Source organism: Bacillus sp. AP50 (genome assembly GCF_040492675.1).
Lineage (GTDB): Bacteria > Bacillota > Bacilli > Bacillales > Bacillaceae_G > Bacillus_A > Bacillus_A cereus.
In genome coordinates, this window is the sequence record NZ_JBEUTW010000190.1 from 15,032 (window position 1) to 31,921 (window position 16,890).

Sequence of the window (16,890 nt, forward strand, 5' to 3'; positions counted from 1 at the left end):
TTTTTTAGCTACCTTAAAAAGATTGAATTTTCTAACTTTTTACGTTAAGTTAGTGTAGGCGTGTACTAAAAGTGGAGATAAAATTTACTACTAGCTTTCATGCGTAATAATTCCATATGTAGTGCAAGTTTTTTAGAGAGTTACAAATATATATTGTTATCTTTAATAAACACGAACTATTTTAAGGGGGAGTTTAAATGGGTAGTAGTGGAAGTATGGTAAAGCCGATTAGTGGTTTTTTGACAGCACTAATTCAATATCCAGTACCAGTAGTAGAATCACGTGCAGACATTGATAAACAAATTCAACAAATCATAAAAACAATTCATTCGACCAAATCAGGTTACCCTGGTTTAGAATTGATAGTATTTCCTGAATATAGTACACAAGGGCTCAATACAAAAAAATGGACTACAGAAGAATTTTTATGCACAGTGCCTGGGCCAGAAATAGACTTATTTGCTGAGGCATGTAAAGAATCTAAAGTATATGGTGTTTTTTCAATAATGGAGAAAAATCCTGATGGTGGAGAGCCATATAATACAGCAGTTATTATTGATCCACAAGGTGAAATGATTTTGAAGTATCGTAAGCTAAATCCTTGGGTGCCAGTCGAGCCTTGGAAAGCTGGAGATTTAGGCTTACCTGTTTGTGATGGACCTGGAGGAAGTAAATTAGCTGTTTGTATTTGTCATGATGGCATGTTCCCTGAAGTAGCTCGTGAAGCGGCCTATAAAGGTGCAAATGTCTTAATTCGTATTTCTGGATATAGTACACAAGTTAGTGAACAATGGATGCTAACGAATCGTTCAAATGCATGGCAAAATTTAATGTATACATTGTCGGTAAACTTAGCGGGTTATGATGGTGTATTTTATTACTTTGGTGAAGGACAAGTATGTAATTTTGATGGGACTACTTTAGTACAGGGTCATCGAAATCCTTGGGAGATTGTTACTGCTGAAGTATATCCAGAACTAGCAGATCAGGCTAGATTAGGATGGGGATTGGAAAATAATATATATAATCTAGGTTCAAGAGGATATGTAGCAACTCCTGGTGGGGTGAAAGAAAATCCATATACGTTTGTAAAAGATTTAGCTGAAGGTAAATATAAGGTCCCTTGGGAAGATGAGATTAAAGTAAAAGATGGATCTATTTATGGATATCCAGTAAAAAAAACGATTCATTCTTAGGGAAGGGAAATAAAACAAGCGCATCATATTGATGCGCTTGTTTTTGTTAATCAATAATTTGAAATTCTTTTAACTCTTTTTCGACATTTTGTAGGAGTTGTTCGCTTTTTTGAAGTACATTCGTTGGGAAAGTCTCATCATCACCATATTCAACGCCGTGAGGATAATAATGTTTTCCTAATAAGGGGGGGAGTAGTTTTACTTCAGCGTGTCTACTGCCAATGTCACCTTCAACAGCAACTCCTTGCACTCGTAAATAATAAACATCCTTTAATATTTCAAATTTATAATCGTATGTAACTCGTTCATAATCCCACTGTCCGGCAAGTACGAAGTGGTTGTTTTCCATGATTTCAGTTAAAAGAGTTAATTCAACGACGGCTCCATTAAATTTCGTATTTGTAAATTGCATATAATACCTCCTTTTTTAATGTTACACCATTATTTTTATAATAGTATGAATAATAAGAAAGTGCAATTCATATTGAGAGAAAAGGGATAATCCAGACTTTTTTCACAAAAATATGATATAGTGAAAAGAGTACGGTACACACAAAAAGAAAGAAAAGGATTTGTGTATATCTCAATTTTATGTTTTGTTCAGGAGGTATATCGTTTGAAGAAATTATTGCGTATCGTAATGATTACATTTTTAATTTTAGCTGTTGATTTATACGGGAAATTACTCGTTTCACAATATATATTAACCCCATCTCAATCAAAGCAAGAAAATAAAATTGTGAAAAAGAAAAAGCAAATTAAGGAAGACTCCTCAGACACTGTTTTAAATATGATTGGTGAAGACTCTGAAAACCTATTAGCGAAGTGGGGAGAACCCTCTCGAATAGAGCCATCTGCATACGGATATGAATGGTGGGTATACAACCAGGATTTAACTCAGTATGTTCAATTTGGAGTTTCTGAACGTAAAGTTGTAACGGCATACGCAGCTGGTGAACAAGTTAAGGTTCCACCTTATTATATAAATGAAAAATATGAAGAAGTATATAAAAAAAGTCCGCTTTCGCATGAAATTTCATTAAAAAGAGGGAAAAATAGTTATCAATTTGAGCTATCTGATACCGAAGTCATGGAACAACCGTTAATACCTGTAGAAGATGGATGGGCGCAATTGTATTTTGATCAATTTACACATGAGCTTGTTGGTGTTCGTTATATGGATGATGAAACTTTATTACGCCAAAGACCGTATCAGCTCGTTTATTCAGGTGAATTAATAGCAGAACAACCATTGACTCCAGAAAAAATAAAACAAGTAGAAAATGGGAATATGCAACAAATTTTTGATTTAACAAATATCATTCGAAGTCGTCATAAATTACCATTACTAGCATGGGATCAGGAAACAGCAGATGTTGCTGTTGGTCACAGTAAAGATATGAAAGACAATAATTATTTTTCTCATGACTCACCTACATTAGGTACGCTAGGAGATCGTTTGCAGCGCGGGAAAGTAGGATTTCAACTTGCTGGTGAGAACATAGCGGCGCAACATAGTGATGGAATTGCGGCAGTGCAAGGTTGGTTAAATAGTGAGGGGCATAGAAAGAATTTATTAAATGAACAATTTACAGGATTAGGTGTTGGTGTATACGATAAATTTTATACACAAAACTTTATTCGAAAATAAAGCGAAACTGTAAGCGGTGGGGTGTTACATCACCTAATTAGTTACTTCGTATTCACTGAATTGTAGGTGGGAATCTGACCGTATGCAAATAGCAGAAAAAAAGGTGCATGAATCGTCTAAAAATAGGCGAACCATGCGCCTTTTTTTTCTTACTATATAGTAGATATACATGGAGAGGTGAGGATTATGCCAACAACAAAAGGACCGTTACATCCATCGGTTCAACAGTTTAAAGAATTTGTAAACCATCACCCTAAAATGGTTCATGAGGTTAGAAGTGGTCATAAAACATGGCAACAATTTTATGAAGAATGGTACTTACTTGGTGAAGAAGATCCAATATGGGCAACTTATAGACCGGATGGAGCGCCTGCGTTTTCTTCGGTAAAAGAAAATAAAAAAGAAAAAGATAATCGAACTGAAGAGGAAAAAACTGCTGATGTGATGGGGCAAATGCTTTCTTTTTTTAAAAAGTTGGACGTGGAACAAATGCAGAACCATTTAGCCAATGTGACGAGTGCAATTGGGAGCGTGCAACAAGTTATTCAGCAATTTCAAGGTAACCGTACGCAGCAAGAGCAAAGTACTTCAGAAAATAACCCGTTTTTCTTTCAAAAGGATTAGGGGGAAAGATGATGAGAGCAGAAATTATGGAGTTTATAAAGGCTGATGAGGATTTATCTCGTTATATTAGAGAGCAACCGTACTGGTATAGAAAATTAACACGAAATCCTGAAGAAAAAGAGGCTTTTGAGTTAGCGGCGATGCAACATTTCAAAAAAACGATACCAGATAAAGTGGAAAAGTTTCAAAATCAATTGGCCGTTGCTTCGATCATGATTGATATGTTTCAGTATATGAAGCAACAAAACGCAACCTAATTGGAAGTGAAAAATATGTCCGTCATGCAGAACTTTTGTTACAATAGAAGTTGATTATTTAAAAAGGAGTTGCAGCATGACGGAAATTTGTTTAGTACGACATGGACAAACTGATTGGAATTTTCAAGAAATTATTCAGGGGCGAGAAGATATTCCGCTTAATGAAGTTGGTAAGAAGCAAGCGAGTCAAAGTGCAGCTGCTTTACAAGAAGAAACGTGGGATATCATTATAAGTAGCCCGTTAATTAGAGCGCAAGAAACGGCTAATGAAATCGCAACGGCAGTTGGATTACAATCGATTTTATTAGATGAGCGATTTGTTGAACGGAATTTTGGAGAAGCTTCAGGGAAGCCGGTTGCGGCTGTTAGAGAGTTGATTGCTGAGGATAAAGTAGAAGGTATGGAGCGAGATGAAGAGATTGTAGCTCGTTGCTTTGCTGCTTTAGAAGATGTTGCGACAACTCATTTTGGCAAACGTATTATTATTGTTGCTCACTCACACGCGATAAAAGCGATTTTACATGCCATTGAACCAGATGAAATTACATTTAAGACACCATTAAAAAATGCGTGTATTAGTTATGTGAAACAAAATAGTGGAAAATGGGATGTTCTTAAATATAATATAGCGGAACATATTAATGTATAAGTGTGTACGGATATAGTGTAAAAATAGTTACGTTATATCTTTCTTTTGAGTAAGTCACTTCAATTAGTAGTTCTAATCTAAATGTGGTATGATGGATACTCGGAGGTGTCTCTCATGATTGTAGCGACGCTAGAAAGCGTATTAATATTAGATAAGGCAGAGCAGCTTGCAAAAGCGATTATCTGTTCAGATATAGCAGAAGATTATCGTAAGTATTATAGAGAATTACATGAAGATATGGAACTTCAGACGCTAATTCAGCAATTTACAGCGATGAAAGAACGGTATGAGGAAGTACAGCGTTTTGGAAAATACCATCCTGACTATACTACCGTGTCGATGAAAATGAGAGAATTAAAGCGTTCTGTGGACTTACATGATAAGGTTGCAGCTTTTAAAAGAGCAGAAACTGCTTTGCAGAAGTTATTAGACGAAGTTAGTGTAGCAATCGGTTCGGAAGTGTCTTCTTCCATTAAAGTGCCAACAGGAAATCCATTCTTTGATGCTGGTGGCTGTGGTGGAGGTTGTGGTACTGGCGGAGGTTGTGGTTGTAAAAAAACGGGGTGATGTACCCCGTTTTTTAGAAGTTGGAAGAAAACGTATACAGAGTTTGTCCTGTAATGTTATAAATTTCTGATTGGTTTTCATAGAATATAAAATATATGTTTTTAAAAGGAGAAGATGGAGAAGATTATGTTCGGGCAACGACAAAGTATGATTGTTTATTTACATTCATTGAAACATGCCAAGATTTTAAGGAAATATGGTAACATACATTACATATCAAAACGATTAAAATATGCTGTAGTATATTGTGATATGGAACAAATTGAGCATATGATGCATAAGTTGAACAAACTTCCTTTTGTGAAAAAGATAGAACAGTCGTATCGCCCGTATTTAAAAACGGAATTTGAAAATTCCCGTCCTGATCGAGCAAAAGAATACGATTATAGCTAATAGAAAAAATCCCCTGCTAAATTTAGCGGGGGATTTTTCACTTGAAATAACGTGTTATTTCATCGGAGGAATGAAATTGTTCATTCGTAAAATACCAATTAAATGATTGAAAAATAGTTCTTTTTCTGGGAAAGTTGTAGATGGTTTTACAGTAAAGGTAGCCACTTTTTTCCCGAGTTGTTCTGCCGTTTCTTCAAATAAAATGACACGTTTACTTTTTTTATTTTCAAATACAGGAATGCCTTCACGACATATGTATAATGGTTGGAAATCACCAGTAGTAGTTGGTTTTAATATTACAACAAGCGAACACACTTTTTTATCGTTTTTTATCGTTTCAAATTGTAACATATGTGCTATACGTTCTTGATTTGTTTTGGCAATTTCAAGTAATTCATATAAATCAGAGTAGCCTTCTCCAAGTTCTATAAAGCGTTGAATCATATCTTTTCCTCCTCTTTCTTTTACTGTACCATTTCACTTTTTAAATGAAAAGCACACAAAGAAAAAAAACCCTGCATAGCAGGGCCCTTCTTATACTAGCATGTACTAGTAAGAAGGCAAAGGGAGAGGAGAAACCGGAGGAAGAACTTATGGGGAAACGTAAGTCTTCTCCGCGGTTGGCAACAACATCGAAGGTGATGTTGTTATAATTATTTATGTCCAATCTAAATGAAGATATACATAATGAAATTAAATTTTATGTTGGGCTTTTTATTTTTCTTTTTTTTATTTTGTGATAGGATAAAAAAGATAAAGTGGAACTAATATACATATTGGGTTCATATTAGTGAATGATGAGATGAATACATAAAAATAACGAGAGGTTATTTGAGGCCGAGTTTTTCTATAGTTAGGTGAATGTGGTTTGTTAACGGTTACCGAAGTGGGAATGGCTTTCTATAATCGCTCGATAGATTGAAATAAAGGTAGTGACAACAGATGAGAGTAGTTTCAGGAAAATGTAAAGGACACCCACTTAAAGCGGTTCCTGGTAATACAACACGTCCAACGACAGATAAAGTAAAAGAATCTATTTTTAATATGATAGGTCCTTATTTTGATGGTGGTATCGCCCTTGATTTATTTGGTGGTAGTGGTGGTCTTGGAATTGAGGCTTTGAGCAGAGGGATTGATAAAGCAATTTTTGTTGATCGGGATAGTAAAGCGATAAAAGTAATTCATCAAAATTTAGAAAGTTGTAGAGTACAGGAACAAGCTGAAGTATATCGAAATGATGCTGAACGTGCAGTAAAGGCGTTAATAAAACGTGAAATGTCATTCGATCTTATATTAATAGATCCTCCATATAAAGAGCAAAAAATTGTATCTTTAATTAGTGTAATGGATCAACATGGATTGCTACATAGTGATGGATTAATTATGGCAGAGCATGGTAATGATGTAGTTTTACCTAATTCAATAGGAAGGCTTGTAAAAGTACGAGCTGAGAATTATGGGATTACTGCAATATCGATTTATAAGTATGAAGGTGAGGGGACAGAATGACAAGTATAGCTATTTCTTCAGGAAGTTTTGATCCAATTACCCTTGGGCATCTGGATATTATTAAAAGGGGAGCAAAAGTATTTGATGAGGTGTACGTAGTCGTTTTAAACAATTCATCAAAAAAACCATTCTTTTCAGTTGAAGAGCGATTAGAACTAATTCGAGAAGCGACAAAGGATATCCCGAATGTAAAGGTCGATTCGCATAGTGGGCTATTAGTAGAGTATGCAAAAATGCGTAATGCAAATGCAATATTACGTGGTTTACGAGCAGTTTCTGATTTTGAATATGAGATGCAAATTACTTCTATGAATCGAAAATTAGATGAAAATATTGAAACATTTTTTATTATGACAAACAACCAATATTCATTTTTAAGCTCGAGTATTGTAAAAGAAGTTGCGAGGTATGGAGGAAGTGTAGTGGATCTTGTACCTCCTATTGTAGAGCGTGCTTTAAAAGAAAAGTTTCAAACCCCGTTAAAGTGAACGGGGTTTTTCTTTATACGTGCGCAAAAATAATAAAATAACATATAAGTATAGACAAAATAATGTAAAAATTGGTCCATAATGTATAAAAGATGTCCAAATTTCATGTAGTATAGAAGGATGCTCGGATAAAAATACAGGAATATCTTTTGGCATAGGTGAGAAAGAACTCACTTTCTCATAAAATGGTGTCCAAAATACAAATGTAAAAATAGGGGCAAGAATACTTTGAATAATTCGTGCGAAAAAATAGGGTTTAAATCGGATATCTGTTTCAGCTAATATGCTAGCAACTTGTGCCTGAATAGAAAGACCGCTAAATGCTAAAATGAAGCTTGTTACCATAGCTTGTTGTAAGAGCGGTGTTTCATTTATTTGACTAATCATTTGGCTTCCGAGTGTCATTTCGAAAATACCTGATAATATAGGTATACTAAAATCTGTACTTAGTTGGAAGAATGATAAAATATGTTGCATAATAAAAGAAAGAGCTGCTGTAATGTGGAATACAGTAATCATTTTATTTAACACAGAGAATAAAATAATAAATCCGCCAATCATAAGTAATGTTTGAATAGAAGAAACAATGGCATCCCCAAGTAATTTACCAATTGGTCTTTTTTCTTGTAAGCGTGTCTCGTGAAGAATTAAAAAAGGATTTTGAAAGCGACGTTTTTTTGTAGTGTGTGTATTATTTTTGTAAGCGGTATTATCGCCGTAAAAACGCATAATTAATCCGACAGCAAAGTTACTGAAATAATGGGCAGCGGCTAATATAATTCCTAATTTCGGATTATTAAAAAAACCGATAGACACAGCACCGAAAATAAAAAGTGGATTAGAAGAATTTGTGAAAGAAACGAGGCGCTCTGCTTCAATCTGAGTTAAAAGATTGCTTTTTCGTAGTCTAGCGCTTAATTTGGCGCCTGCAGGGAAACCAGAAGCCATTCCCATCGCCCAAACAAATCCGCCTATCCCTGGAACGCGAAAAAGTGGGCGCATGAGTGGTTCTAATATAACGCCAATAAATTTTACAACACCGATACTAATTAGAAGTTCCGCAATGATGAAAAACGGTAGTAGTGAAGGGAATACAACTTCCCACCATATATTTAACCCGCGAATAGAAGCTTGCAAAGCGGCTTGGGGGTGGAGTACAAGAGAAAAGGTTAAAAATAGCGTTGATATGGTAAGGAAAGCGGTTTTCCATTTTTCATACATGTAAGTAAATCCCCCTTTGTCCCAAAAAACGTTCATTTCAGTATACGTGGATACGTAGTGAATTTAGACCATAAGTATGAAAAAGGAATGAAAAAAATTAAAGGGTGAGAAAAATGAAAGAACCAAAGATTGGTTTAGCACTTGGGTCTGGAGGAGCCAAAGGGTTTGCTCATATTGGTGTAATAAAGGTTTTAAGGGAAGCTGGTATCCCTATTCACATGATTGCAGGAAGTAGTATGGGGGCGCTAATAGGTACGTTTTATGCGGCAAGTAGTAACGTTGAAAGATTGTATAAATTAGCATCTGTTTTTAAGCGGAAGTATTATTTAGATTTCACGGTACCGAAAATGGGATTTATTGCTGGAAAACGTGTCAAAGATATGATTAAAATGTTTACATATAATAAAAATTTAGAAGAGTTAGATATCCCGACGGCTGTTGTGGCTACTGACATATTGAAGGGGGAAAAAGTGGTTTTTACAAGTGGGCCAGTTGCAGATGCGGTGAGGGCTAGCATATCTGTTCCTGGAGTGTTTGTACCAGAAAAAATAGATGGAAGATTATTAGTGGATGGTGGAGTCATTGATCGCATCCCAGTATCGGTTGTGAAAGAGTTAGGGGCCGATATTGTTATCGCTGTTGATGTATCTCCAATTAAGGTGAATGGCGATGTTACGTCCATTTATGACGTAATCATGCAAAGTATTGAAATTATGCAGCATGAGCTTGTAATGAATCGGCAAATTGCATCGGATTTAATGATGCGACCAGCTGTAGAGCAATTTAGTTCACGTGCTTTTACAAACATTGAAGACATTATTCGAGTTGGAGAAGTAGAAGCAGAAAAACATGTTTCAAATATTTATTTATTAATTGAGCAGTGGAAGGAGAAACATAATGTTTAAGCGTTTTCGGTTTATATATGCAATCTTAATAGGGGTTATATTGGCGATGTTACTTGTTTACGTACGTTTACCGTATTATATAACAAAACCAGGAATGGCTGCCAAATTAGAGCCTTATGTTCAAGTTGAGGGTGGAACGAAAGAATCTGGTGATTTTATGCTTGTTACGGTTTCAATGGGACCAGCAAATGTGGTGAATTTAATAGCGGCACAGTTTAATAAATATACACATATTTCGAAAGCGGAAGAAATATTGCAAAAAGGTGAGAGTGATGAAGAATATCAATTTCGCCAAAATTATGCGATGAAAGATTCGCAAAATGCAGCAATTTATAATGCATATAAACGTGCAAATCGCTCAGTATCTTTTGAAAATAAAGGTGTATTAGTTGCTGGTGTGGCAAAAGGAATGCCGTCAGAAGGAAAGCTTAAGCTTGGTGATGTTATTATAGCTGTTGACGGAAAAACATTTGAAAAGACGGAGCAATTTATTGAATATATGACAGGGAAAAAAGAAAACGATGCTGTAAGTATTGAGTACATGAGAAATGGAAAACAATTGAAAGAGAATTTAAATGTAAAGACGATTCCTAATGGGAATGGGCGTGTCGGCATAGGTGTTTCTATCGTTACGGAAAGAGAATTAGTGGTCGATCCGAAAGTGAAAATTAATTCTCATGAAATTGGTGGACCATCCGCAGGTTTAATGTTCACATTAGAAATATATAATCAACTTGTGGAAGAAGACTTAACGAAAGGACATGAAATAGCTGGAACAGGTACAATTAATGAAAAAGGAGAAGTGGGCCCAATTGGTGGTATAAATCAAAAAGTGGTGGCTGCTAGCGATGCCGGGGCTGAAGTGTTCTTTGCGCCAAATGAAAAAGGTGCGGAGAAATCGAACTATAAAGATGCACTTGAGACTGCAAAGGATATTAAAACAAAAATGAAAATTGTACCAGTAGATACGCTGGATGATGCGTTAACATATTTAGAAAAGATGGATAAGGAAAAAACCTCTCTGAAATAGAGAGGTTTTTTTATAGGAATTTTGTAGTTGTTTCATCATAGCGAATAGGATGGTGTGTTATATCCTGTTTTAATAGTTGTGTGCGTAACGGTTCGTGCATGATGGAGAAATATACAGAGTTTGCTTTTTTCTCTATATCTAAAGCGGCATGGTCGAATGTTTTTGTATGAGTAAGGATTGGAAGTTCGATTTTTTTCTTGTTTTTTGAAAGGTAAGTTTGTCCTTTTTGTGACATACCTAGCAGGCGAATATATGGTGCGTGTTGTTCTATATTTGCGCTACGTATTTCCTCTTTTGTTGTGTTTGTTAAAATGTGTGTACAAGCTCTTTGTAATCTAGTCCATGTATAACGTTTTGTTTTTAATGCTTCCATGAATGAATAGAAGGAGGAACTGTTTTGTATTTTTGATAAAATACGATGCTCTAAACCTTCTTCTATTTCATATATATGTCGTAAGTCCCCTGGAGACATCGTCATGAGTCTATATTTAAAAAATGAAAAGTATTGTTCCCAATTATGTAATATCCCGTAGTTTTGTTTGTAATTTGCTAAAAGCGAAGTGGTTGCCTGTGGGAGAAAAGGTTCAATTGTTGTAAATGATCCTTCTTCGCTAAAGAGTTGTTTTCGGATGCTTGTCGCGCTTGCAATATGTTGGTCATTAAATGTTTCATCATGATAATGAGAGGCAAATCTTTTTATAGTTTGAGCTTGTATAGAGCTATTTTGTGACAGAATTGCTTTCATATATTGGAAGCCTAAAATATTATTTGGTTGTGACATATCTATGTTTTTTTCAGATGTTAAAATGTGTGAGAAAGCATCCGATGTTGCTTTTGCATAACTATTACCAGCGTCCATGAATTGTTTTACAAGGCAGTTAAAAGTCTCATCTTCGTTTTTTTGTACGGAGATGGTATTATAAAAATTTTCGATTTGTCCATCCTCACTACCGAAACAAATTTCAGAAACACGTAGGGCATTTAAAATGGAAATAGCACCATTTGCGAAGGTTTCAGCCTTTTGTGTTGCAAAGACGTATGGAAGCTCTACAACAAGGTCTACGCCGTTTGCTAAGGCCATTTTAGTGCGATACCATTTGGAAATGAGTGCGGGCTCACCACGCTGTAAAAAAGGACCACTCATAACGGCAATTATTATATCGGATTGTGTTAACTTTTTTGTCTGTTGCACATGATAAAGATGACCGTTATGAAAAGGGTTATATTCAACAACAATACCACCAGCTTTTATGGTAATCTCTCCTTTCGATGTAGCATCTTTTTGAAAAACGTGATACTCTATATATTATTTACTATGATGACTCCATTATAGTGTAAAGAAAAAACATTGACAAATATAAAATGGCTAGCTATAATTTTGTTTGTTGCCTTGAGGTGATATGATATGAAATGGTCCATCCATCAATTGAATAAATTGAGAAATAAAGGATTGACATTGGATGAGATGGTAGATGTAAGTGAGCTAAAAGAGGTCGAGAAAGATATTCGTGAAATTAATCCTGTTCATGTAACGGGAAGAGTTGATTTTGGCTCCGGTAAGTTTACGTTTCATCTACATATAACTGGAAGCATGGTTTTACCATGTTCTCGCTCTTTAGTAGATGTGACATTACCATTTGACATTAAAACAACTGAGGTGTTCCAAACTTCACAAGAAGAATTTGAAACTGAAGCTGAAATTCATTCTTTAGAAGGAGAAGTACTTGACTTACTGCCCGTAATCAAGGAAAATATACTTTTGGAGATTCCAATGCAAATTTTCAGTGATGATGTTTCTGGTGGAGCACCGACGCAAGGTCAAGACTGGCAAGTGATTTCGGAAGAAGACAAAGAAAAGACTGTTGATCCAAGATTGGCAGGACTTGCAAAGTTTTTTGACAAATAATCGGAAGACTGGTTCAGGCCTTCATATGAAAATAACTATTTCTTTTAAGGAGGTGGGAAGAATGGCTGTACCTTTTAGAAGAACTTCTAAAACAGTAAAAAGAAAGCGTCGTACGCATTTCAAATTATCAGTACCTGGTATGGTAGAGTGCCCAAGCTGTGGTGAAGCGAAATTAGCTCACCGTGTATGTAAAGCATGCGGTACTTACAAAGGTAAAGAAGTAATCAGCAAGTAATTGCGGGAAAATAAACGCAGAAGATATCTTCTGCGTTTATTTTTTTGTCTTAATCTTTAGTTGTTGTATTCTATCTTTTCTAGTAACTGCATATGCTTAATAAAAAATGCATAGGGAGGACTAGAGAGATGGCGACAACAAGACAAGATGCTTGGACTGATGATGAAGATTTGCTTCTGGCAGAAGTAGTACTCCGGCATATTCGAGAAGGTGGAACACAACTTTCTGCCTTTAAGGAAGTGGGGAAAAATTTATCTCGTACACCAGCAGCATGTGGGTTTAGATGGAATTCTTACGTAAGAAAGCAATATAAAGAACGTATTGAGGAAGCAAAGCAACTTCGTAAAGTAGAAAATTATGAAGTGAAAGAGACAAAGGTGTTAGAACCTACGTCAATTACGTTGAATGATGTTATTGATTTCTTGCAAAATTATAAAGATGAAAACTCTTTAACGGTGTTGCAACAACAAGTTGAATCATTACAAACAGAAAGAGAGCGTCTTCTGGAGCGATTATCAGTATATGAAGAAGAGTATAGAACACTACTTGATTATATCGATCAAAAAAGAAGTGTAATGGTAGCGGAAAGAAACAATGCTCGCTCGAATGAGAAGTTAGAGAAGCTTAAGAAATAAAAAAACAGCTGTTATACAGCTGTTTTTTATTTCTTAAGCCGATTCTTCGTTTGTAACCGCATTCAAATTTGCTTCTGGATGCCAAATATAAAAATCTCCATCAGTTACTGATACGGGGTTGAAATTTAATTTATCCCAAAAACCAGCTGAATGAATACGTGCTATCGTTTTAATAGGAAATTGCATTTGTTTCGCATGATTTACAAGCATTTGCCCGAATCCTTGTTTTTGAAAAGTTGGTAATACTTCAAGTTTATAAAGTTCTAGGTAGGGACCTGTAATTTCGAATGGTTCTCCGCCGTTTCTTTTCATATATAGACTCATACGTGCGATTAGTGATCCGCCATAATAAATACCGTAAAATGGAGATTCACTGTCGTTTTCAATAATGTTTGCTTGTAATTCTTCCAGCATAGATAGTTCCTGGGCTCCGCACCCTTTAAATTTTTTGAATTCATCTAACGTTTTATAATTGATGAGCAAGCGCTCAACTTTTGGGAATCCCATTACATCACATCCTTTTCTTGTCTCGTTGAATGCAGAAAAGTAAAAATATTTATAATAATAGTATAACTCATTTTTTTATTTTTATGAAGAAGATAGTATATTTCTTTTTTTATTTTTTTGAGGATTTGCTAAACTAAGAGTAGAAGCGTATTAATAGGTGGTACATACATAGTGAAAAATGAGAGTATATTTGTTGGGCAGAGGACAGCGGAATTATAGGGCGTGCTCAGGTGCTTTAAAAAGATATAAAGGGGGGAAGGCAAGGGCACTTAGTGTGAATTCCTTGTGTGAAAATGAAAATTGGAATTGTCGGACCAGGTGCTATTGGTCTATTGTATACATTTTATTTACAAAAAAATAACCAAGATGTTACGTTGTTTACAAGAACAGCTAAGCAAGCTGAAGAATTAAATGAAACAGGTGTAACTTGTATTAGAGATGGAAGATGTGAAACAGTATATCCATCTGTTTTACCGATAGAAAGTATGGTAGCGCAAAATTTAGATTATATATTTATTGCTGTGAAGCAATATCATATAGATGACGTACTACCGTTTGTGGAAGGGGCATCATCATTAATCTTTTTGCAAAACGGAATGTCGCATCTTCAAAAGATGCTGAACATAGGGAGTAAAAATATAGCTGTTGGTATTGTAGAACATGGTGCGAAAAAAGAGGGAGGGCATATCGTTCATCATACTGGGATAGGGGTAACAAAATTTGGAGTGGTTTGTGGTCAATCTATACATTTTAAAAAAATATTCAATTATTTTCCTGTTGCTTATTTTCCAGTTCAAATAGAAATGGATTGGGAAGAGATTATGCATAAAAAATTAGTAGTAAATGTATGTATCAATCCGTTGACAGCACTATTGGGAGTTAAGAATGGTGAATTAATCACGAATCGTTTTTTTTATCAAATGATGGAGCAAGTGTTTCAGGAGGCAGCATTTCTTATTAGAGGAGAAAAAGAAATGGTATGGCAAATGGTACGAAATGTGTGTGAAGGAACGTCTCGTAATACATCTTCTATGCTAGCGGATGTAAGAGCGAGTAGACAGACGGAAATTAATGCGATTGTTGGATATGTATTAGAAGAAGCTAAGAAACAGCAACGACCAGTTCCGACACTTCAATTTTTGTTCGATGCAATAAAAGGTTTAGAAACAAGAGTATAAGTGTTATTCTTTGCTTTTACGTGAAACATTGACTACAATGTGGATTGGTGAGAGAACTGGATACGAAAGGAAGAATTATATGGAGATAAAAGAAATCTCTGTTCCGCAACAAGGTATTGTAGCGGACTATATGAACGGTAAAAAAGAGATACAGTCATGTTTTGATTATATGTTAACAGAAGATGCTTTTAAACAACGTTTACATGATTTGCGTGAAAGGGAGTTTTTCCGCCAAGATTTAGTAGCGCATTTATTAGAATATAATACAAAATTACAAGCGGGAGAATCTACACTTCAAAATGTAAAAGCGCTTGGAGATGAAAATACATATGTTGTTATAGCTGGACAACAAGCGGGGTTATTAACTGGACCGCTTTATACAATTCATAAAGTTATTTCAATTTTACAGCTTGCAAAGGAAAAGGAAGAAAGTTTAGGAGTTAAAGTTGTCCCTGTCTTCTGGATTGCGGGTGAAGACCATGATATGGATGAGATTAATCATACTTTTGTAGCGAAAAATAAAAAGATGAAAAAAACTATTTTTTATGACCGTAATCCGAAAAAGGCAAGTGCTTCTGAGTCTGAACTTTCTGTTGAAGATTGTAGAAATTGGATTGAAGAGATTTTTAAAACATACCCAGAAACAAATTTTACAAAAGATGTATTAAAATTTGTTGATGATGCTTTGAAAAAATCGAATACGTATGTAGATTTCTTTGCTCATCTTATTACGAAAATCTTTGCTAATTCTGGTTTAATCCTTGTTGATTCACATCATCCTGAATTAAGAAAGTTAGAAATTCCATTTTTCAAGCGAATTATAAGTAAGTATAAAGAGGTACAAGAGGGCCTTCGTAATCAGCAGGAAGTAATTAAAGAACTAGGATACAAACCGATTATTGAAACGAAGTCTCATGCAGTGCATATATTCATGGAAATAGATAATGAACGAGTATTGCTTGAAGAGCATCAAGGTAAGTTTGTTGGAAAGGATGGGGCGCATTCCTTTTCATATGAAGAGTTGATTGAAGAGATGGAGAGAAATCCGGCACGTTTTAGTAATAATGTTGTAACACGTCCTCTTATGCAAGAGTATGTATTTCCTACGCTCGCATTTATTGGAGGTCCAGGGGAATTAGCTTATTGGAGTGAATTACAGCAAGTATTCCATACTGTCGGTTTTCAAATGCCACCTGTCGTTCCTCGTCTTACAATTACTTATGTGGAGAGAGATATAGCGACAGATTTATTCGATCTGCAATTGAGAGAAATTGATCCGTTTTTAAATGATGTCGATAAACTGCGTGAAAACTGGTTGTTTAATCAAATAGAGGAACCGATTGATGATCATTTTGAAAAGGCGAAAAAAGAAATTGCCGATATTCATACATCTTTACAGCAATTTGTAAAGAAAATAGAGCCAGGGTTAGGTGCGTTTGCAGGGAAAAACGAATTGAAAATTAATGAACAAATTGAACTGTTGGAAAGAATGTTGAAAAGAAATGTTGAGAAAAAGTATGAGGTTCAGCTAAATAAATTCCGCCGTATACAATTCGCACTTCGTCCATTAGGTGCGCCGCAAGAACGTGTGTGGAATGTATGTTATTATTTAAATCAGTTTGGTTTGGATTTCGTTGATCGTGTAATGGAAAACCCTTTTTCTTGGGATGGAAAACATCATGTTATAAAACTATAAAATCTTGCTCTTTGGAGCAGGATTTTATTTTTATTCCGTTGAATTTACTGTGAAGTGATTTTTTTCTGAATTATCAATCAAAAAATGTTAGATATGGCAATTGTGTTGGATACTTAAATATATGACAAAATAGCACAAAATGTAAACGTATTATTCGCTTTTTCGACAGTTTTTTATTTAAATTCCCGCAAAAGATGATAAAATTTAGTATATAATAAAAGAAAATAGCGATTTGTATAGTAT

21 protein-coding genes are annotated in these 16,890 nt (G+C 35.1%); 16 read left to right on the forward strand and 5 right to left on the reverse strand.

Annotation, left to right across the window (positions count from 1 at the left end; translation table 11 throughout):
- The first annotated feature begins 197 nt into the window (after nucleotides 1-197).
- Nucleotides 198-1,196 (forward strand): formamidase, encoded by a 999-nt coding sequence (locus tag ABWK52_RS15795; RefSeq protein WP_098280728.1) that lies wholly within the window; start codon nucleotides 198-200, stop codon nucleotides 1,194-1,196.
- A 46-nt stretch (nucleotides 1,197-1,242) separates the two neighbouring features.
- Here ABWK52_RS15795 and ABWK52_RS15800 read toward each other — a convergent pair whose 3' ends face one another.
- Nucleotides 1,243-1,608, reverse strand: coding sequence for a YugN family protein (locus ABWK52_RS15800; RefSeq protein WP_001160947.1), 366 nt, complete (start codon nucleotides 1,606-1,608; stop codon nucleotides 1,243-1,245).
- Nucleotides 1,609-1,812: 204 nt separating this feature from the next.
- On the opposite strand from ABWK52_RS15800, the gene ABWK52_RS15805 reads away from it, so the two are divergent.
- The 6 genes from ABWK52_RS15805 to ABWK52_RS15830 all read left to right on the forward strand — a co-directional run bounded on the left by ABWK52_RS15805 (nucleotide 1,813) and on the right by ABWK52_RS15830 (nucleotide 5,337).
- Nucleotides 1,813-2,847, forward strand: a complete 1,035-nt coding sequence (locus ABWK52_RS15805) for a CAP domain-containing protein (protein WP_000735377.1) — start codon at nucleotides 1,813-1,815, stop codon at nucleotides 2,845-2,847.
- Between the two features lie 186 nt (nucleotides 2,848-3,033).
- Nucleotides 3,034-3,471, forward strand: a complete 438-nt coding sequence (locus ABWK52_RS15810; RefSeq protein ID WP_001143346.1) for a YlbD family protein — start codon at nucleotides 3,034-3,036, stop codon at nucleotides 3,469-3,471.
- 11 nt (nucleotides 3,472-3,482) lie between these two features.
- Nucleotides 3,483-3,728, forward strand: coding sequence for a YlbE-like family protein (locus ABWK52_RS15815; RefSeq protein ID WP_001200990.1), 246 nt, complete (start codon nucleotides 3,483-3,485; stop codon nucleotides 3,726-3,728).
- 76 nt (nucleotides 3,729-3,804) lie between these two features.
- The gene (locus tag ABWK52_RS15820) at nucleotides 3,805-4,377 is read left to right on the forward strand and encodes a histidine phosphatase family protein (RefSeq protein ID WP_098327304.1); all 573 of its coding nucleotides are present in this window, start codon (nucleotides 3,805-3,807) and stop codon (nucleotides 4,375-4,377) included.
- 114 nt (nucleotides 4,378-4,491) lie between these two features.
- Nucleotides 4,492-4,944, forward strand: coding sequence for a YlbF family regulator (locus ABWK52_RS15825; protein ID WP_000634366.1), 453 nt, complete (start codon nucleotides 4,492-4,494; stop codon nucleotides 4,942-4,944).
- Between the two features lie 126 nt (nucleotides 4,945-5,070).
- Nucleotides 5,071-5,337 (forward strand): YlbG family protein, encoded by a 267-nt coding sequence (locus tag ABWK52_RS15830; protein WP_002082261.1) that lies wholly within the window; start codon nucleotides 5,071-5,073, stop codon nucleotides 5,335-5,337.
- A 54-nt stretch (nucleotides 5,338-5,391) separates the two neighbouring features.
- On the opposite strand, the gene ABWK52_RS15835 is transcribed toward ABWK52_RS15830, so the two are convergent.
- Nucleotides 5,392-5,781 (reverse strand): DUF7147 family protein, encoded by a 390-nt coding sequence (locus tag ABWK52_RS15835; RefSeq protein ID WP_000616017.1) that lies wholly within the window; start codon nucleotides 5,779-5,781, stop codon nucleotides 5,392-5,394.
- Nucleotides 5,782-6,279: 498 nt separating this feature from the next.
- Here ABWK52_RS15835 and rsmD point away from each other — a divergent pair, with 498 nt between their 5' ends.
- Nucleotides 6,280-6,846, forward strand: a complete 567-nt coding sequence (gene rsmD, locus ABWK52_RS15840) for a 16S rRNA (guanine(966)-N(2))-methyltransferase RsmD (protein WP_001266979.1) — start codon at nucleotides 6,280-6,282, stop codon at nucleotides 6,844-6,846.
- Nucleotides 6,843-7,334 (forward strand): pantetheine-phosphate adenylyltransferase, encoded by a 492-nt coding sequence (gene coaD / locus ABWK52_RS15845; protein WP_000200601.1) that lies wholly within the window; start codon nucleotides 6,843-6,845, stop codon nucleotides 7,332-7,334. The genes rsmD and coaD overlap by 4 nt, the downstream gene beginning before the upstream one ends.
- On the opposite strand, the gene ylbJ is transcribed toward coaD, so the two are convergent.
- Complete coding sequence (gene ylbJ, locus ABWK52_RS15850) at nucleotides 7,326-8,555, reverse strand: sporulation integral membrane protein YlbJ (protein ID WP_000273083.1); 1,230 nt, start codon at nucleotides 8,553-8,555, stop codon at nucleotides 7,326-7,328. The two genes, coaD and ylbJ, sit on opposite strands and share 9 nt — an antisense overlap.
- Before the next feature lie 113 nt (nucleotides 8,556-8,668).
- Here ylbJ and ABWK52_RS15855 point away from each other — a divergent pair, with 113 nt between their 5' ends.
- Nucleotides 8,669-9,460: a patatin-like phospholipase family protein gene (locus ABWK52_RS15855; protein WP_000662590.1), complete on the forward strand. Its 792-nt coding sequence runs from the start codon at nucleotides 8,669-8,671 to the stop codon at nucleotides 9,458-9,460.
- A complete protein-coding gene (locus tag ABWK52_RS15860) occupies nucleotides 9,453-10,490 on the forward strand; it encodes a SepM family pheromone-processing serine protease (protein WP_000476280.1) in 1,038 nt (345 codons plus the stop codon). The genes ABWK52_RS15855 and ABWK52_RS15860 overlap by 8 nt, the downstream gene beginning before the upstream one ends.
- Before the next feature lie 10 nt (nucleotides 10,491-10,500).
- Here the strand turns inward: ABWK52_RS15860 and ABWK52_RS15865 are convergent, their stop codons facing one another.
- Nucleotides 10,501-11,682, reverse strand: coding sequence for a nucleotidyltransferase (locus tag ABWK52_RS15865; protein ID WP_255289038.1), 1,182 nt, complete (start codon nucleotides 11,680-11,682; stop codon nucleotides 10,501-10,503).
- A gap of 213 nt (nucleotides 11,683-11,895) precedes the next feature.
- Between ABWK52_RS15865 and ABWK52_RS15870 the strand changes: the two genes are divergently transcribed.
- The 3 genes from ABWK52_RS15870 (at nucleotide 11,896) to ABWK52_RS15880 (ending at nucleotide 13,266) form a co-directional block, all read left to right on the forward strand.
- Nucleotides 11,896-12,396 (forward strand): YceD family protein, encoded by a 501-nt coding sequence (locus ABWK52_RS15870; protein ID WP_000872149.1) that lies wholly within the window; start codon nucleotides 11,896-11,898, stop codon nucleotides 12,394-12,396.
- Between the two features lie 61 nt (nucleotides 12,397-12,457).
- Complete coding sequence (gene rpmF / locus ABWK52_RS15875) at nucleotides 12,458-12,631, forward strand: 50S ribosomal protein L32 (protein ID WP_001984764.1); 174 nt, start codon at nucleotides 12,458-12,460, stop codon at nucleotides 12,629-12,631.
- Between the two features lie 128 nt (nucleotides 12,632-12,759).
- On the forward strand, nucleotides 12,760-13,266 hold the full coding sequence (locus ABWK52_RS15880) for an RsfA family transcriptional regulator (RefSeq protein WP_000246468.1): 507 nt from the start codon (nucleotides 12,760-12,762) through the stop codon (nucleotides 13,264-13,266).
- 33 nt (nucleotides 13,267-13,299) lie between these two features.
- Here the strand turns inward: ABWK52_RS15880 and ABWK52_RS15885 are convergent, their stop codons facing one another.
- A complete protein-coding gene (locus ABWK52_RS15885; RefSeq protein WP_000506692.1) occupies nucleotides 13,300-13,773 on the reverse strand; it encodes an N-acetyltransferase in 474 nt (157 codons plus the stop codon).
- Between the two features lie 293 nt (nucleotides 13,774-14,066).
- Here ABWK52_RS15885 and panE point away from each other — a divergent pair, with 293 nt between their 5' ends.
- Together panE and bshC are read left to right on the forward strand one after the other, a co-directional pair.
- Nucleotides 14,067-14,951 carry a 2-dehydropantoate 2-reductase gene (gene panE / locus ABWK52_RS15890; RefSeq protein ID WP_141537370.1) on the forward strand — a complete coding sequence of 295 codons (885 nt, stop codon included), beginning with the start codon at nucleotides 14,067-14,069 and terminating at the stop codon, nucleotides 14,949-14,951.
- Between the two features lie 79 nt (nucleotides 14,952-15,030).
- The gene (gene bshC, locus ABWK52_RS15895) at nucleotides 15,031-16,647 is read left to right on the forward strand and encodes a bacillithiol biosynthesis cysteine-adding enzyme BshC (protein WP_000403026.1); all 1,617 of its coding nucleotides are present in this window, start codon (nucleotides 15,031-15,033) and stop codon (nucleotides 16,645-16,647) included.
- The last annotated feature ends 243 nt before the right edge of the window (nucleotides 16,648-16,890 follow it).

What these genes read in the sequence shown, in the direction of transcription:
- ABWK52_RS15795 (WP_098280728.1), top strand. Translation starts at nt 198, where the DNA reads ATGGGTAGTAGTGGAAGTATGGTAAAGCCGATTAGTGGTTTTTTGACA.
- ABWK52_RS15800 (WP_001160947.1), bottom strand. Translation starts at nt 1,608, where the DNA reads ATGCAATTTACAAATACGAAATTTAATGGAGCCGTCGTTGAATTAACT.
- ABWK52_RS15810 (WP_001143346.1), top strand. Translation starts at nt 3,034, where the DNA reads ATGCCAACAACAAAAGGACCGTTACATCCATCGGTTCAACAGTTTAAA.
- ABWK52_RS15815 (WP_001200990.1), top strand. Translation starts at nt 3,483, where the DNA reads ATGAGAGCAGAAATTATGGAGTTTATAAAGGCTGATGAGGATTTATCT.
- ABWK52_RS15820 (WP_098327304.1), top strand. Translation starts at nt 3,805, where the DNA reads ATGACGGAAATTTGTTTAGTACGACATGGACAAACTGATTGGAATTTT.
- ABWK52_RS15825 (WP_000634366.1), top strand. Translation starts at nt 4,492, where the DNA reads ATGATTGTAGCGACGCTAGAAAGCGTATTAATATTAGATAAGGCAGAG.
- ABWK52_RS15830 (WP_002082261.1), top strand. Translation starts at nt 5,071, where the DNA reads ATGTTCGGGCAACGACAAAGTATGATTGTTTATTTACATTCATTGAAA.
- ABWK52_RS15835 (WP_000616017.1), bottom strand. Translation starts at nt 5,781, where the DNA reads ATGATTCAACGCTTTATAGAACTTGGAGAAGGCTACTCTGATTTATAT.
- rsmD (WP_001266979.1), top strand. Translation starts at nt 6,280, where the DNA reads ATGAGAGTAGTTTCAGGAAAATGTAAAGGACACCCACTTAAAGCGGTT.
- coaD (WP_000200601.1), top strand. Translation starts at nt 6,843, where the DNA reads ATGACAAGTATAGCTATTTCTTCAGGAAGTTTTGATCCAATTACCCTT.
- ylbJ (WP_000273083.1), bottom strand. Translation starts at nt 8,555, where the DNA reads ATGTATGAAAAATGGAAAACCGCTTTCCTTACCATATCAACGCTATTT.
- ABWK52_RS15855 (WP_000662590.1), top strand. Translation starts at nt 8,669, where the DNA reads ATGAAAGAACCAAAGATTGGTTTAGCACTTGGGTCTGGAGGAGCCAAA.
- ABWK52_RS15860 (WP_000476280.1), top strand. Translation starts at nt 9,453, where the DNA reads ATGTTTAAGCGTTTTCGGTTTATATATGCAATCTTAATAGGGGTTATA.
- ABWK52_RS15870 (WP_000872149.1), top strand. Translation starts at nt 11,896, where the DNA reads ATGAAATGGTCCATCCATCAATTGAATAAATTGAGAAATAAAGGATTG.
- rpmF (WP_001984764.1), top strand. Translation starts at nt 12,458, where the DNA reads ATGGCTGTACCTTTTAGAAGAACTTCTAAAACAGTAAAAAGAAAGCGT.
- ABWK52_RS15880 (WP_000246468.1), top strand. Translation starts at nt 12,760, where the DNA reads ATGGCGACAACAAGACAAGATGCTTGGACTGATGATGAAGATTTGCTT.
- ABWK52_RS15885 (WP_000506692.1), bottom strand. Translation starts at nt 13,773, where the DNA reads ATGGGATTCCCAAAAGTTGAGCGCTTGCTCATCAATTATAAAACGTTA.
- panE (WP_141537370.1), top strand. Translation starts at nt 14,067, where the DNA reads ATGAAAATTGGAATTGTCGGACCAGGTGCTATTGGTCTATTGTATACA.
- bshC (WP_000403026.1), top strand. Translation starts at nt 15,031, where the DNA reads ATGGAGATAAAAGAAATCTCTGTTCCGCAACAAGGTATTGTAGCGGAC.